This is a genomic window from Psychrobacter sp. H7-1 (genome assembly GCF_904846585.1).
Taxonomy (GTDB): Bacteria; Pseudomonadota; Gammaproteobacteria; order Pseudomonadales; family Moraxellaceae; genus Psychrobacter; species Psychrobacter raelei.
The window spans coordinates 13,358-28,327 of the sequence record NZ_CAJHBH010000012.1 but is presented as its reverse complement, the minus strand read 5'-3'; the positions used below and the strand labels follow the sequence as shown (position 1 = coordinate 28,327).

At 45.3% G+C, this 14,970-nt stretch carries 13 protein-coding genes; 8 read left to right on the top strand and 5 right to left on the bottom strand.

What is annotated here, in order from left to right:
• Positions 1–34: 34 nt before the first annotated feature.
• Positions 35–1,114, bottom strand: coding sequence for a type IV pilus twitching motility protein PilT (locus JMX92_RS05645; protein WP_227675276.1), 1,080 nt, complete (start codon positions 1,112–1,114; stop codon positions 35–37).
• 138 nt (positions 1,115–1,252) lie between these two features.
• On the opposite strand from JMX92_RS05645, the gene JMX92_RS05640 reads away from it, so the two are divergent.
• Positions 1,253–1,969: a YggS family pyridoxal phosphate-dependent enzyme gene (locus tag JMX92_RS05640; protein ID WP_201544405.1), complete on the top strand. Its 717-nt coding sequence runs from the start codon at positions 1,253–1,255 to the stop codon at positions 1,967–1,969.
• A 106-nt stretch (positions 1,970–2,075) separates the two neighbouring features.
• Here JMX92_RS05640 and JMX92_RS05635 read toward each other — a convergent pair whose 3' ends face one another.
• Positions 2,076–3,734: an NAD+ synthase gene (locus JMX92_RS05635; RefSeq protein WP_011961099.1), complete on the bottom strand. Its 1,659-nt coding sequence runs from the start codon at positions 3,732–3,734 to the stop codon at positions 2,076–2,078.
• A gap of 398 nt (positions 3,735–4,132) precedes the next feature.
• Between JMX92_RS05635 and JMX92_RS05630 the strand changes: the two genes are divergently transcribed.
• The gene (locus JMX92_RS05630; RefSeq protein ID WP_110816906.1) at positions 4,133–4,582 is read left to right on the top strand and encodes a hypothetical protein; all 450 of its coding nucleotides are present in this window, start codon (positions 4,133–4,135) and stop codon (positions 4,580–4,582) included.
• A 6-nt stretch (positions 4,583–4,588) separates the two neighbouring features.
• Here the strand turns inward: JMX92_RS05630 and JMX92_RS13500 are convergent, their stop codons facing one another.
• A complete protein-coding gene (locus JMX92_RS13500) occupies positions 4,589–5,104 on the bottom strand; it encodes a cell division protein ZapA (RefSeq protein ID WP_227675275.1) in 516 nt (171 codons plus the stop codon).
• A gap of 169 nt (positions 5,105–5,273) precedes the next feature.
• Positions 5,274–5,747, bottom strand: coding sequence for a hypothetical protein (locus tag JMX92_RS05620; RefSeq protein WP_110816905.1), 474 nt, complete (start codon positions 5,745–5,747; stop codon positions 5,274–5,276).
• 224 nt (positions 5,748–5,971) lie between these two features.
• On the opposite strand from JMX92_RS05620, the gene JMX92_RS05615 reads away from it, so the two are divergent.
• The 3 genes from JMX92_RS05615 (at position 5,972) to JMX92_RS05605 (ending at position 8,786) form a co-directional block, all read left to right on the top strand.
• Positions 5,972–6,628 carry a UPF0149 family protein gene (locus tag JMX92_RS05615; protein WP_011961095.1) on the top strand — a complete coding sequence of 219 codons (657 nt, stop codon included), beginning with the start codon at positions 5,972–5,974 and terminating at the stop codon, positions 6,626–6,628.
• 187 nt (positions 6,629–6,815) lie between these two features.
• Entirely contained in the window at positions 6,816–8,030 is a 1,215-nt protein-coding gene (gene argE / locus JMX92_RS05610; RefSeq protein ID WP_201544403.1) for an acetylornithine deacetylase, read from the top strand.
• 81 nt (positions 8,031–8,111) lie between these two features.
• The gene (locus JMX92_RS05605; protein ID WP_201544401.1) at positions 8,112–8,786 is read left to right on the top strand and encodes a LysE family translocator; all 675 of its coding nucleotides are present in this window, start codon (positions 8,112–8,114) and stop codon (positions 8,784–8,786) included.
• Between the two features lie 92 nt (positions 8,787–8,878).
• On the opposite strand, the gene miaB is transcribed toward JMX92_RS05605, so the two are convergent.
• A complete protein-coding gene (miaB, locus tag JMX92_RS05600) occupies positions 8,879–10,351 on the bottom strand; it encodes a tRNA (N6-isopentenyl adenosine(37)-C2)-methylthiotransferase MiaB (protein WP_011961092.1) in 1,473 nt (490 codons plus the stop codon).
• A 518-nt stretch (positions 10,352–10,869) separates the two neighbouring features.
• On the opposite strand from miaB, the gene JMX92_RS05595 reads away from it, so the two are divergent.
• From JMX92_RS05595 to JMX92_RS05585, 3 genes are all read left to right on the top strand, one after another.
• Positions 10,870–12,960: a transglycosylase SLT domain-containing protein gene (locus tag JMX92_RS05595; protein ID WP_413786860.1), complete on the top strand. Its 2,091-nt coding sequence runs from the start codon at positions 10,870–10,872 to the stop codon at positions 12,958–12,960.
• A gap of 465 nt (positions 12,961–13,425) precedes the next feature.
• Positions 13,426–14,409, top strand: coding sequence for a malate dehydrogenase (locus JMX92_RS05590; RefSeq protein WP_011961090.1), 984 nt, complete (start codon positions 13,426–13,428; stop codon positions 14,407–14,409).
• Between the two features lie 294 nt (positions 14,410–14,703).
• Positions 14,704–14,943, top strand: coding sequence for a DUF2789 domain-containing protein (locus JMX92_RS05585; protein ID WP_110816901.1), 240 nt, complete (start codon positions 14,704–14,706; stop codon positions 14,941–14,943).
• Positions 14,944–14,970 lie beyond the last annotated feature (27 nt).

Genomic DNA, 14,970 nt, shown 5'->3' with positions numbered 1-14,970 from the left:
ATGAGACAAGATGCGCTTTCACGCTTTTTATCACCTAGCACAATTTGGCATGATGCTGAGCGCTATGTGGGCTAATAAGTTTGCGCTGGATTAGATCGGTGAGCGCTTGGTCTAGAGTCTGCATGCCTTGGCTGTGGCCAGTTTGAATGGCGGAATACATTTGTGCCAGTTTATTTTGACGAATCATGTTGCAGATGGCAGGGGTGGCCACCATAATCTCGTGAGCGGCTATTCGTCCGCCCTCAGGGCGCTTAATTAATATTTGCGAGATCACAGCTTGTAGCGATTCGGACAACAAGAATCGAATCATGTCCTTTTCATCGGCCGCAAATACATCCACAATTCTGTCGATGCTTTTAATCGCAGAGCGGGTATGTAGCGTTGCCAGTACCAAATGCCCGGTCTCAGCTGCAGTAAGCGCCAAACGTATACTGGCCAAATCACGCAGCTCACCAATCACAATAACGTCGGGATCTTCACGCAAAGCTGAGCGTAGGGCCTTCGTATAATCTGCGGTATGGCGCGCCACTTCCCGCTGATTGATTAAGCTTTTTTTGGCGTGATAAATAAATTCAATGGGGTCTTCGATGGTCAGAATGTGGGCGGCGCGTGTTTGGTTAATATGATCAACCAAAGCGGCCACTGTTGTTGATTTTCCGCAGCCGGTGGGACCGGTGACCAATACCAGCCCATGATTGAGCTGGGTTATTTGTTGCAAGGTGGCCTTATTATCACTGGATAAGTCGAGCTGCTGCAAAGACAATAGGGCATCGGGGATGGCACGAAATACAGCTGCAATACCTCGGTGCTGCTGAAATATATTGACCCGAAATCGCCCCACATCGGCCACATCCAACGCATAGTCCAATGTCATGTGCTGTTCAAATTCACTCATTTGCGCAGGGCTTAAGGTGCTGGCAATATACTGCTGAATTTGGGTATGCGTTAAGGCGGGTAGATTGGTCGAGGTTATCTCCCCATCGATTCGCAGCATGGCGGGCATTCCTGCTGACAGGTGCAGATCTGAAGCCTTTAAGCTTTGAGTATGGCGTAGTAGCGCAGTGAGTGAATCTAAAGCGTGAGCGTGTGTCACCTCATCTATCCCTTGAATCATGTGGACACCCACTATAACAAGCTTGGAGTACTTAGGAGCAAGTATTTGTGTGCATTTATAAAATAGAGCGCACCACTTATAATGGTAACGCAGACACAAGTTAGGCGACGCCCATTACAATAAATAAGAGAGTAGATTATGACACAGTCAATACTGGTACAAAACTGGCAACAGGTCACACAGCAGATTGAGGCGGCTCGGCAACACTGCGCTGGGCAGCCGGTCACCTTGCTGGCGGTTTCTAAGACGAAGCCTGCAGATATGATTGTCACGCTTGCTCAAGCTGGTCAGAAACACTTTGGTGAAAACTACCTACAGGAGGCGGTGGATAAGCAGCATCAGGTGGCCAAGCTGCTCACTAAGTCTGTGGATGGGGATGTCAGCTCGGCACTCCCTATTGTCTGGCATTATATTGGTCATATTCAGCGCAACAAAACCAAAGATATCGCTGAGGCTTTTGACTGGGTGCACACCATTGAGCGCGATATTATTGCTAAGCGCTTAGATGCTCAGCGCCCAAGCCATTTGCCTAAGCTTAATGTATTAATTCAGGTCAATATTGATCATGAAGAGAGTAAGTCGGGCTGCCTGCCTGATGAGCTTGAGGCCTTGATTGCGTCTATAAAGGGCTATGGCAATCTGTGTCTGCGCGGCTTGATGATTATTCCCTCCAAAGAGGGCAGTGATGCCTTCGAGCGCACCAAGCAATTGTTTGAACAAATTAAGCAGGCACATCCAGATTTGCCTAACTGGGACACACTGAGTATGGGTATGAGTGCAGATATGGCCGACGCCATTGAGCAAGGTTCAACTATGGTTCGGGTGGGCAGTGCCATCTTTGGCGCTCGAGACTAAAAGCTGAGACAGACCCAAGATTGGCATGTTATGCATATAATAAAAGAGCCACCAGGGCTCTTTTATTATAGTAATAGAGGTCATTTACTGAACAGTTTTGGGCCCGTTAGCCTTCAATGCTCCAGCCATTAACTAAGGGATAGCGGCGCTCACGACCAAACGCTTTGTGGCTAATCTTAGTGCCAATGGCTGCTTGCCGGCGCTTATATTCGCTTCTATCTACCAACTTGATAACATGACGCACTACCTCAGGGTCAAAGCCTTTAGCAGTAATCTCATTAAAGCCTAAGTCATTGTCGATATAGTCTTTTAAAATGGCATCTAATAGGTCGTAATCGGGTAGGCTGTCTTGGTCCACTTGATCTGGACGTAGCTCAGCGGAAGGAGGACGGGTAATAACACGCTCAGGAATAACATTGGTATCTTCTAGGCGATTGCGGTAATTGGCCAGAGCGTATACTTGAGTTTTATACACATCTTTTAAGACATCAAAACCGCCGGCCATATCCCCATACAAGGTGGCATAACCCACTGCCATTTCTGATTTATTGCCTGTGGTGATGACTAAATGGCCAAATTTATTTGATAGCGCCATCAGTACCATGCCGCGTGCACGGGCTTGGATGTTTTCCTCCGTGGTATCTGCTTTGGCCTTGCTAAATAATGGGGCTAACGTATGACGCATGCCATCTACCGCATCATGGATGGGGCATACCGTATAGGAAACATTGAGTCGGCGCGCTTGAGCCTGGGCATCCTCTAAGCTGATTTGAGAGGTGTACTCATAGGGCATCATAACCGCATATACTTTATCAGAGCCTAGCGCATCCACGGCCACGCATAAGGTCAGTGCCGAATCAATGCCACCTGATAGGCCCACAATCACGCCTTCAAAGCCTGAGTGATTGACATAGTCACGTAGACCCACCACTAAGGCTTGATACGTCTCAGACTCTGAGCTGAGCTGTAAAGGTGCTTTGGTTTGGCTATCAAAAGTGTGATTTTTTATATCATAAGTAGCATACAGCATGTGCTCTAAGAATCTAGGGGCTTCATGCGCTACGTCACCATTGGCCTGAATGGCCATCGAGCCGCCATCAAAAACCAGGTCATCTTGGCCGCCCACTGCATTGACATAGATGATTGGTAACTGGTTATCTGTGGCACGCTTATTCAATAGGGCTTGACGGGTGTGCTGCTTACCGGCCTCAAATGGCGAGGCATTGATGGTAACCACTAAGTCGGCACCTTGGTCTTTTAGAGCCTTGATGGGCTCTTCTTGCCATAAGTCTTCACAGATCAGCAGGCCAATGGTCACGCCTTGGTAGTCGAATAATACTTGATTGCGGCCTTTGTCAAAGTAGCGGCGCTCATCAAAGACGCCATAGTTTGGCAGATACTGCTTGTGATAAAAGCCCTTTTGTTGGCCGTTTTGGATAATGGCAGCTGAGTTAAAGGTGCCATGATAATCGACATGCGGATAGCCGATAATCATCACGATATCATTAATATCGCTCAGTGAGCTAAGGGCAGCTTTTACGCGGTCTGATAAACTTGGGCGAAGCAGCAAGTCCTCTGGTGGATAGCCAAGCAAAGCCAGCTCTGGGAAGACGATGACGTCAGCACCATTGTCGCGGGCTTCAATAGCCAAACTACGCATTTTGTCGATATTGGTTTGAATGTCACCGACCATAAAGTGGGACTGTGCCATTGCAAATTTCAGCGAACTTCCTTTTGCTGCCGTGCTACTGTTATCATTAGACATTATTGGGTCCTATTCGTAATGGGTCTTATTGCTAATAATCACCGGTCAAATGCAACTTATTGAGTTTTGTTGGTGTCACATTTTTAGGCAAGCTATTAGCATTAAATAAAGGTTAGTGGGGTAGCTTAATCCATTTGCATTTTGCAGATTATTGGCTACTTTGTTTGTCATACTCAGCCCGGCATAAATGCATATGCCCAAGCTTAAATCTGGGTATTTATCGAGTTTTATTGTATTTTATCTTGCTAAATAGAGTATCGTGTCAGCTTGTTTTGGGTGTTTCTATTGTTAACGATTTTTGTAGTCGAAAATAAATACAATTACCTTTAGTATAACATCAAAACTTTATTGTGATATCCAAGCGGGTCTATTTTGACCGCAAAACTAGGAAATGGGTTATGTTTGCATTTGTGTTTACGCTGTTAATTACCGCGCTTGCCATGTGGGCGTTTTTTAAATTTATGTACCCCAAGCCGCCAAAAGCTTTTATGCCCCAAGAAGGCGATGTGATTACCCCTAGAGATTGTAGCTTATGTGGCTATCCCTTGGCTGAATATCGCGGCGTATTAGAGCCTAAGCCTGAGGGCCGCATATCTGATGCTGAGCGTCAAAAAATACAGCAGTTAACAGCTGAGATTGATGACTTACAGCAGCGCTTACAACAAGACGCGCTAGAGGCGAATCTGACGCGTCAACAAAAAAAGCACGCTAAATTGGCCAAAGAGCAGCAGCAAAAGCAGCTGTTTGAAAAGCAGCAGGCGCTAAAGCAGCTTACCAGCTGGTTTTTTTGTAACTATGACCATCAAGCCGACTTCCATGCACAGTCTACCAAGCCACCATCTCACTAGCGCTTTTTAGTCGCTAAGCTGCATCTCACGAATCATATGCTCTAACAGCTCATTGGCCTGCGCGATGTCGCTTTCATTAGCGGCTGCTTGTAGCTTGGCTTGTTGCATTTTTTCATACAGATTTAAGCAGCACAGTACCAATAGATTCTCTTGGGGCAGCTGCGGGGCATTGGCCTGTAGATCTTGGATAAAACTATTGATAAATTGGCTGGCTGAATACAGCTCGCCTTCTTCACCCACTGGGCAGTTAATAGTATAATTTTTTTCTAAGATGGTAATATCAACTGGCATGAATTGAGGCTCTTGTGCGGCCTCATCTTGTGTCTGCTCAGGCTGATTTTCAAAAGCGCTTGAGGTATCAGTTAGGTCATCTGGGGTAATAATTTCGATATCAGAGTTGTGCCCAGAGTCCGCGGCTTCTAGCTCAGCACCACTAGTTGCTTCAAAGGCCGTGTCGTCGTCAGTGTAAGAAGTATGCTCAGAGTCTAATGACTCGTAATCAGAAGGGTTATGAGTTGACATGATGTTCTCTTAAATAATGGACCAATAAAATAAAAGGCAAAAAAAGGTCAAATAAAATACAGTTAATTTAGCCGGTGGCCATAAAAGGCACTGAACAGGCTAATGTTTTTTTATGGTGTAAATTTCAAGCCAAACGGTTATAAGCTGATGTGCGACATAGCCACAATGACTAGTCAGCGGCTTGGTCAATAAGGGTCAATCTGTGCATAACGACTTTGGTGTGCTCACGGGCCAAGCGGTTCTTTTCTAATAAAGCATGATTGGACGCCTCTAACGCCTCACATTTTTGTAGCAGCTCGCTGTAGCTGTCATTTAGACTGGTGTGCGCCTCAACCAGACTTTGATGCTCATCGTTAAGTTGGTTATAGACTTGCTCAAGGCTTGAATGCTCTTGCTGCGCTTGTTCAAAGGCGCTGCGGGTATCTGATAATTCTTGTTCAAGCTGCTGCTGGGTTTGCTGGGCCTGCTCATAAGCGGCTTGAGACTCAGTAAGCTGCTGCTGTAGGCGCTCAACTTCATTGGGGTCAATTTGTGGCCCGTTTTTTAGTGACAGCAATTCATTGTGAGAGGCATCATAGCGCTGGCGGATGTCGTGCAATATAGAATCCAAGTGGTGCAGTTTTTCAATTAAAGGTTGGGTCATAGGGAGTCACTTCTGAGAAAGTCGGAGAAAAATTAAATGCAAGGTTATGTAATAGTACCTTTAATAATGCCACAGATGCCCACATTATATCTAGCATTAGGATGTTAATGAATGTGTTTGGATGGACTATATAATCGGTAAAAAAACCAAGTTTAATCACTTCATAAGCCACTCACTTAAAAAACTACTTAACAAGCAACTTAACAAGCAAAAGGGTACGTGTAATGAATGACGATATTTCAGGCTGGAACGAATGGTCAAAAGTGTTTGCCGATTGGACCGATGTCAGCATAAGTGAGCTGCACGGGCTGATGACTGGCCTGATGACAGTGTGTCATGCGCCCAGTAAGATTGAGGACTGGGAGCAGCTATTAACCGAGCTAAGCTTCTCTATTCCAGATGAAGCGGCACTGACCTTATTGGCCGAAGAAGCAGAAGACACCTCTTTTCAGTTAAAAGACAAAGATGACGCTTATCAATACTCACCCTTAGTGCCAGATGACGAACATGACTTATATGAGCGAGTGATGGCTCTTAAGCAGTGGGCTAACGGCTTTATGACCGGATTTGGGGTGACAGACTGCACCTTAAGCGCTGAGGAGACGGTGATGTTCTCAGATCTGGCAAAAATTGGCAGCATTCGTATTGAGCCTGATGATGAGTTTGAAGGCGGCGAGGAGTCGTATTTATATTTATATGAGTTTGTGCGCATGGTGCCAGTCAGCTTAGCGATTCGCCCTCGCAAAGCTATGATGAGCCTGCCACTAATTGCAGGTCTATCCCCAGATGCCAAGACGGCCAAAGAGCTTGAGCAGCAAGGTGTCAAGCCTAAGCCTATGCCACCGGTGATTGATATTATGAATCAAAACCGTCCCTCTTAACAAATCTCAAAGACGCCACAGCGCAGTTTGAGGCGTTAAGCTTTAGTGCGAGCAAAAAGCCAGTCCAGATAAAAACGGACTGGCTTTTTATGTTAAATTAAAGGCCAATGAGCCCCTATTATGAGCAGACCAAATGCCAGTCTGAGTGTGGATGGGGCGCATCCTGCTAACTTTGTAAGGAAAATCCATGACCTCGCCAAATCACAGCCTCACTTACCCCCGTGACAGTATCGCTTGGCTCAAGTGCTTAATTGGTCTTGATACTGTGAGCCGTCACTCCAACTTAGCCCTTATTCAACAGATACAAGCATACTGTGAAAGCTTGGGACTAGCGCCGGTATTGACTTTTAATGAGGATAATAGCAAAGCCAATTTATTTGTGACGGTTGGTGCAGGTAACGATGCACAGCAGCCAATAATCAACGGTGGTATTGTGTTGTCTGGGCATACCGATGTGGTGCCAGTTGACGGTCAAGATTGGGAATCAGACCCTTTTGAAGCAGTCATTCGAGGTGATAAGCTTTATGGACGCGGCGCTTGTGATATGAAAGGCTTTATTGCTTGTGCTTTAAATTTACTGCCCAAAGCGGTGGCACTGTCGAAGCAAGGCGTTTTGGCGAAGCCGCTGCATCTGGCATTGTCCTTTGATGAAGAGGTCGGCTGCCTAGGCGCCCCGTTAATGCTAGAGGAATTAAAGGAGCGCGGTATTTCTCCTGATTATTGTATTGTCGGTGAGCCATCATCTATGAAAATGGTGATTGCTCATAAAGGTATCTCAGTATTTCGCTGCTCAGTGCACGGTAAATCAGCCCATTCCTCATTGACACCGCAAGGGGTGAATGCCATTAGCTATGCGGCGCGATTGATTGGGTTTATTGACGATCTGGCAGAGCAACTGGCAAAAAATGGCCCAACCGATGGCGCATTTGATGTGCCGTTTTCTACCTTGTCAGTCGGTACTATTGAAGGCGGAACGGCCACCAATATTGTGCCCAATTTATGTCAATTTACCTTTGATTATCGCAATTTACCGATGATGGGCACACACGATATTTTGCCCGCGATCGAACAAAAAATCAGCGAGCTGAACCAGCAAATGCAGCAAGTAGATAGCCAAAGCGGTATTCAGCTTGAGCAATTAGAGAGCGTACCGGCCATGACCGACAGTGACAGCGCCGCTTTGCAGCAATTAATCGTCGGCTTAGTGGGTGCGGCTGCTCGTCATAAGGTGGCCTACGCGACCGAAGGTGGTCAATTTACCAATGCCGGTATTCCGACTGTAATCTGTGGTCCTGGTAGTATCGAGCAGGCACATAAGGCCAACGAATTTGTGGCACTTGATCAGCTCGCTAAATGCGATATGTTTTTGGACAAGCTACTTCTTTCATTGCAGGGCAAATAAATTTTATTATAAACTGACCGGTTGTTTGCCTAAATAGCCTATTTAATAGTTTTTATAGCCCCATTTCAAAGGTCGTGCTGCATGAGCCTGTCCGTATTTTTATTGTTCTTTTTTAGCACTTTTTTAATCTCAGCCACACCCGGTCCTAATATGCTGTTGGCCTTTCAATACGGACTTAATCATGGGGTGCGACAGACACTTTGGGTAATGGCTGGGCTCAGTGTGGGTCTGTTTGCCTTATTAATTTCGGCGCTGCTAGGCATTGATATCATCAGCCGTAAATTGCCTTGGCTACTGACAGTGATGAAGGTGGCGGGGGCATTATATCTAATTTATTTGGGTATTCAGTCTTGGCGACATGCCGATGATAATGTGCAGTTTGCCAAGGGATCAGGGTCAACAAGTGCTAACACAGGTTCAACGAATACTAGCAATAGTCTAAAAACTGCCGGCCAGCGATTTCGCCAAGGCATGTGGGTGTCACTGTCTAACCCGAAAGCCATTTTGTTTTTTGCCGCTTTTTTCCCCAAGTTTATTAATTTTAGCGCGCCGCTGTGGCCACAATATGTGTGGCTGACTTTAGGGTTTTTTGTGAGTGAGACCACTTGGCAAATAGTCTATACCTTAGGCGGCACTAAGCTTTCAGGCTGGTTGGGGCAGGGCGCAAGACTGCTTTGGCTCAATAGAATCTGTGGCCTGATATTTATAGTTATCGCCGCCGCTTTGCTGTGGGAAGTGGTCAGCGTGGATATCTAGCTAAGTACTAACCATCATAAAAAACAGCCCAATGATGTCATTGGGCTGTTTTTTGTTTTTTATGCTACTGAGCGGATACGGCGCAGCAACAGCTAATCTAAGATATCCACCAACTCACCACGTACCATATGCGGGCTTACAAAGTCAGTGATTTTGACCGTCACAAATTTACCCATCAAGTCTGTTTTTTGCTGCTCAGTGGCTTTAAACAGTACTGAGCGTGTGTTGTCTGCTGTACCCAGCAATTGATCGGGATAACGATCGGCAATCTCCTCAACCATTACTCGTAGAGTTTTGCCCACCATTTCTTCGGTTTTCTTAAGCGTTGAATCACGAATGACTTTTTGGAAAATGGCCAAACGCTCCTTTTTGGTCGCCAAGCTTACATCGTCTGGTAACTCTGAAGCCGGTGTGCCCGGACGTTTTGAGTAGATAAAGCTATATGAGTGATCAAAATCTAGCGCTTTGGCTAAATTTAAGGTGTCTAAGAAGTCCTCTTCTGTCTCTCCAGGGAAGCCAATGATAAAGTCACTTGATAAGTGCATATCAGGGCGCACAGCCATCAGCTTATTAATCTGATTGATATAAACATCAATGGTGTGATTGCGTTTCATGGCCGCCAAGATTTTGTTGGAGCCACTTTGTACCGGAAGATGCAGGTGCGATACCAATTGTGGCAATTTAGCATAAGCTTCAATGATGTCATCAGTGAATTCAAGCGGGTGGCTGGTGGTGTAACGAATACGTTCAATACCATCCACGTGGGCCACATAGTGTAGCAGCTCAGCAAAGCGGCAGATGCTGCCATCGTCTTTTTCACCGCGATAGCCATTGACGTTCTGGCCCAATAAGGTGATCTCGCGCACGCCTTGCTCAGCGAGGCTATCAATCTCAGCCAATACGTCATCTAAAGGACGTGACAGCTCCTCACCACGGGTATAAGGCACGACGCAAAATGAGCAGTACTTTGAGCAGCCTTCCATGATAGAAACAAAGGCACGGTAGCCTTCTACTTTTGGCTCAGGCAAGAAGTCAAATTTTTCAATACTTGGGAACGACACATCGACCGTACCAATACGATCTTTGGGTTTGACATTGCGCTGAGTCGTCGATTTATCATATAGCTCAGGCAATCTGTGTAAGGTTTGTGGGCCAAATACCATATCCACGTAAGGGGCTCTTTTTTGGATATTGTCACCTTCTTGAGAGGCCACGCAGCCGCCCACACCGATAACCAAATCTGGTTTTTCTTCTTTTAACTTACGCCAGCGGCCAAGCTCAGAGAATACTTTTTCTTGGGCTTTTTCACGAATGGAGCAGGTGTTCATGAGCAACACATCGGCCTCTTCGATATTATCAGTAACCACCATGTCATGGGAGTCGCCTAGAACGTTACCCATTTTTTCTGAATCATAAACGTTCATTTGACAGCCTTGGGTGGCAATATAAACTTTCTTTTTGGCTTGTCCCGTAGGCTGGCTGGCATGCGCCAAGCTGGCTTGAGTTGAGGTATCGACTGGATTTGAGACAGCGATAGATTTGGGGTCAAATAAAGTAGCACTCATATTAAGCAGTCCAAGGTGATGTGTGGATTAAAAGAAGGTATAGGATAGATACAACGAACCGTTATCGAGATATATCAAGCAAAGAGGGTGTTGCCTTTTTTGAGGCAATAATGGGAGGATATTATATCATAAGCTGTGCTTTGGTGAGTGTTAAAGCAACATCCTATTGTTTGACATCATGAGCATAAGCTTGGTTTTATCCAATGAGTTTTAGCTGATGGCTAGTTGGTTAAGTAAAGTAGCAACATCAGCTTACATAAAGCATTTTGGTCTAGCCTTGATTGTTGCCTATAATCTAGACGAAGGCGTATCTTGCTTTTTTGAGTCACGGCATGGCACTGGGGATTTTTTTGTCGTGTAACATTTACTGATATAACCCAAAGCCTAACACTGCAACATTGCTAAGATAGCTCACACAATTTTAGGATGGCTTGGATGCTATTGGCCTTTTGCTGCTTTATTTGATTTCACTATTTTTACTGTTAATAATGTTTACTTTTAATAATAAGACTGTCTATATGCTAAAAAATATTTCTACTGATACTCTTACCTCGACGACCCAGACCTTGTCCAAAGCGGGCCATGTCTTGGTAAATAAGCTAGGGCCCAAAGCGCCACTTGCTGTCTCATTACTCGGTCTAATGGGCATGACTCAGATTGCCTGTGCGCAGCTGTCTTTTCAAGAAAACACTCAAAACTATGCCAATGACACCAGCATCAATTATTTTAATGAAGCTATGGCAGCAGGTGATCGTAAAGACTCTGGCGCCTTGTATCAGTATGAGCAAATGATGGGCAATGGCTTATTTGCTATGTATCCGGCCTATTGGCGCTTGAACAATGATTTATCGACCTTAAACCCTGCTGTGGTGACTCAGTTTGCCAAGCAGTATGCCGGTAGCGTTATGGCTGAGAAATTGACCGCTGACTATGCTGAGGTCAAAGCGCAGGCGGGGGATTACAACGCAGTGCGTCAAGTGGCCAACTATGTCCATAATCCTGATGAAAGTGAAAAATGTGCGGTGGCCTTGGGTTTCAATAATGGCGGTGATGCCATGCGTGCCATGTCGCTTAAGACTGAGGTGTGGCTCACCACCAAAAAACAAGCCGCCCTGTGTTCGCAATTGGCGACAGAGATGAACAACAACCCTATGATTAGCAACAATGATCGCAAAGAGCGGTTACTGCGCATGCTAAGGGTGGGCAGTACCGGTGATATTATGATCCTATCACAGTCGCTCGGCACGCCCATTGCCTATAGTGAGCTGAGCGAAATTCAGCTTAATCCTACTGGATTTATTAGCCGCTTTGCTAGTCTGCCCAATAGCGTAAAAAATCAATATTTATATCTTTATGCCATTGGTCGCATCGCCGATAAATCTTATCGAGAGGCGGCCATTCAAGTAGATTATGATATCAACCAAGACAACAACCGTGCTCAGAAGTTGCTGAACGAAGAGACACGCCATTATGCCTATCGTATTGTGGGTGTGAAGCGTATGAACTACAACACCGATGATGGCTTTAATGATGAAGCGGTGACTTGGTTTCGTAAAAGTTTGGGCGTAAGCTTTAACTATGAAGAGGCAGAAGACTATGCCATGGCAGCCATCCGCTTTAGTCAATGGGATGACTTAATCCATGCTCTTGGTACGATGGATAATGCCACTCAAAAAGAGAACATCTGGCAGTACTGGTTGGCTCGTGCTTACGAACAAGTGGGTGATAGCAGCAAAAAAAGCTTAGCGCGCCAGATGTATCAGCGCTTGGCCAATAGCAGCGATTACTACGGCTTGCTTGCAAAGGATAAAGTGGGCCAACGCTTTAATGCCGGCTCTACCGCTTTACCCAACGTTTCAAGCAGTGATACCGCACGTATGCTTAATGATCCGCATTTTGCCCGTGCCTTTGCGCTTTATAATTCAAGCGCCAGCCGTACTTATGCCAACCGTGAATGGAACTGGGCGGTAAAAAAAGCGCGTGACAACAAGGATAATAAATTGATTTTAGCTGCTGCAAAATATGCCCACGATATGGGCTGGCTAGATCGTTCTATTTATGCCATTGACAATACGGATGGTTTAGATGCCTTTAGTCTGTCACACCCTATGCCGCACCAGAGTGAAGTGGTGACTTACAGCCGTCAAGTCGGTATTGACCCAGCTTGGGCGTATGGCATCATGCGCCAAGAAAGCCGCTTTGTCAGTAATGCTCGCTCAGGTGTGGGCGCCAGTGGCTTAATGCAAATCATGCCCGATACTGCCAAATACATTGCTCGCAATCTGGGTGAGACTTATAGCGCCACTCGTGCCAATACTGGGGATACCAATATTCGCTATGGCACCTGGTACATGAGTGATATCATGGGCAAATTGTATAATCAGCCAGTGCTGGCTACAGCTGGCTATAATGCTGGCCCCAATAAGGCCAAGCGCTGGCAGCCTGTGTATGGCTCATTGGCGGCCGATCAATATGTAGAGACCATCGCTTATCCTGAGACTCGAAACTATGTCAAACGGGTCATGGAGAATGCCACCATTTATAGCAGTTTGCTTGGCGCTAACATGCCTATCACTCAGCGTATGGGGACGGTTCCTGCTGGCTATTAATGGTGCCAAACAGCGTTCAAGATAAAGGGATGCAACCAGAAGTGATGTGGTGTCAAATATTTATCTTCTGGTTTGGCATAATTAGGTTTGAGCAAAATTTTGAAAGGTGCTACACTTTTACCGCGCTAAATTTTGAGCTTTAATTGGATTGACCCTTTGATAAAAGACCAGTTAAAGCCAAGCTTTGGCGGATAAATGGATGGCATAAGCCAAACTCTTATTAGTTATTACAAATAGTCGTTAATTCCAAATTAGGTGCGTTTGGCGAACTGACAAGCCGTAACGGCTGCATTAAGTTTGCCAATACTGTGGTGTTAAAGTGGTGCTTTTATTGATTTTTTACTGATATTTTAACAATAGACTCAAAATTTAAATAACAGCATTGCTGCTAACGAATAGTTGCCTAAGTATGACGAGTAAGTCATAACCATTATAATAACCTCACTAAATCACTAGGAGAATTAAATGAAACAACCTGTTCGCGTTGCCGTTACTGGTGCTGCTGGTAATATTAGCTATGCTATGCTGTTTCGTATTGCTTCAGGCGAAATGCTAGGTAAAGATCAGCCTGTTATTCTACAGCTTTTAGAAATCACACCAGCACTTGACGCCCTAAAAGGGGTTGTTATGGAGCTTGAAGATTGTGCTTTCCCACTGTTAGCGGGCGTGGTACAAACTGACGATGCTACTGTTGCATTTAAAGACGCAGACTACGCTTTATTGGTAGGTGCACGTCCTCGTGGTCCAGGCATGGAGCGTAAAGACTTACTTGAAGCCAACGCTGCTATCTTCTCAGCTCAAGGTAAAGCTTTAAACGAAGTAGCCAGCCGTGATGTTAAAGTATTGGTTGTGGGTAACCCAGCGAACACCAACGCTTTAATTGCTCAGCGTAACGCACCAGATCTAGATCCACGTAACTTCACTGCTATGACTCGTCTTGACCACAACCGTGGTATGGCGCAGCTTGCTGAAGAGACCAACAGCACCGTAAATGATGTTAAGAAAATGATCATTTGGGGTAACCACTCTTCAACTCAGTACCCAGATCTAACTGAGTGTACAGTGAACGGTAAGCCAGCTTTAGAACAAGTAGACCGTGACTGGTACGAAAACAGCTATATCCCAAGCGTTCAAAAACGTGGCGCAGCCATCATTGAAGCGCGTGGTGCTTCATCAGCTGCTTCTGCTGCTAACGCTGCCATTGCTCACATGCGCACTTGGGCACTAGGTACTGATGAGAACGATTGGGTATCTATGGGTGTTTACTCACAAGGTGAGTACGGCATCGCTAAAGGTCTAATCTACTCATTCCCATGTACTTGCAGCAATGGCGATTGGAAAATTGTTGAAGGTCTAGACACCTCATCTGACTTCTCACAAGAAAAAATGAAAGCCACTGAGCAAGAGCTTAGCGAAGAGCGTGACGCAGTAGAGCACTTACTTCCATAGTCAGCCAGCTAGAGGCTTAATTTAATTTTAAGCCCTGATTTAAGCCTATTTGTTACCAAAAAAACCTGTAATCCAATTACAGGTTTTTTTATGGGCGTTTGAGAGGTTTAAAAATAGATGACAAATAACAGCCTTGGTTTACATAACAGTAAAGCTTCTAAATAGTAATAGCACAGTACCTCAAGCAGACTTTGCTACAATGATAGCGTGAACGATAGCGTGGAAAACAATTAGACCAAGGATTGCGTAGCAAGCCAAAAATAACAAACTAAATGTAAGTTTTAAGGAGACCATATGTTAGGCGAACCAGAATACACCATCAACGATTTATTTGCTCAATTGGGCCTAGATAGCTCTGATGAAGCCATTGATAAATTTATTGCTGAACACCCACTAGATAAGAATACTTCATTGACAGATGCAGATTTTTGGACAGAGTCACAGCGCGCTTTTTTGAAAGAAGAGTGGAAGCTAGATGCCGCTTGGGTAGAAATTATAGATGATCTTAATGTTCGCTTACATCCTACCGCTTAATGCCTCAGATTTGAATTTTGCCTACAG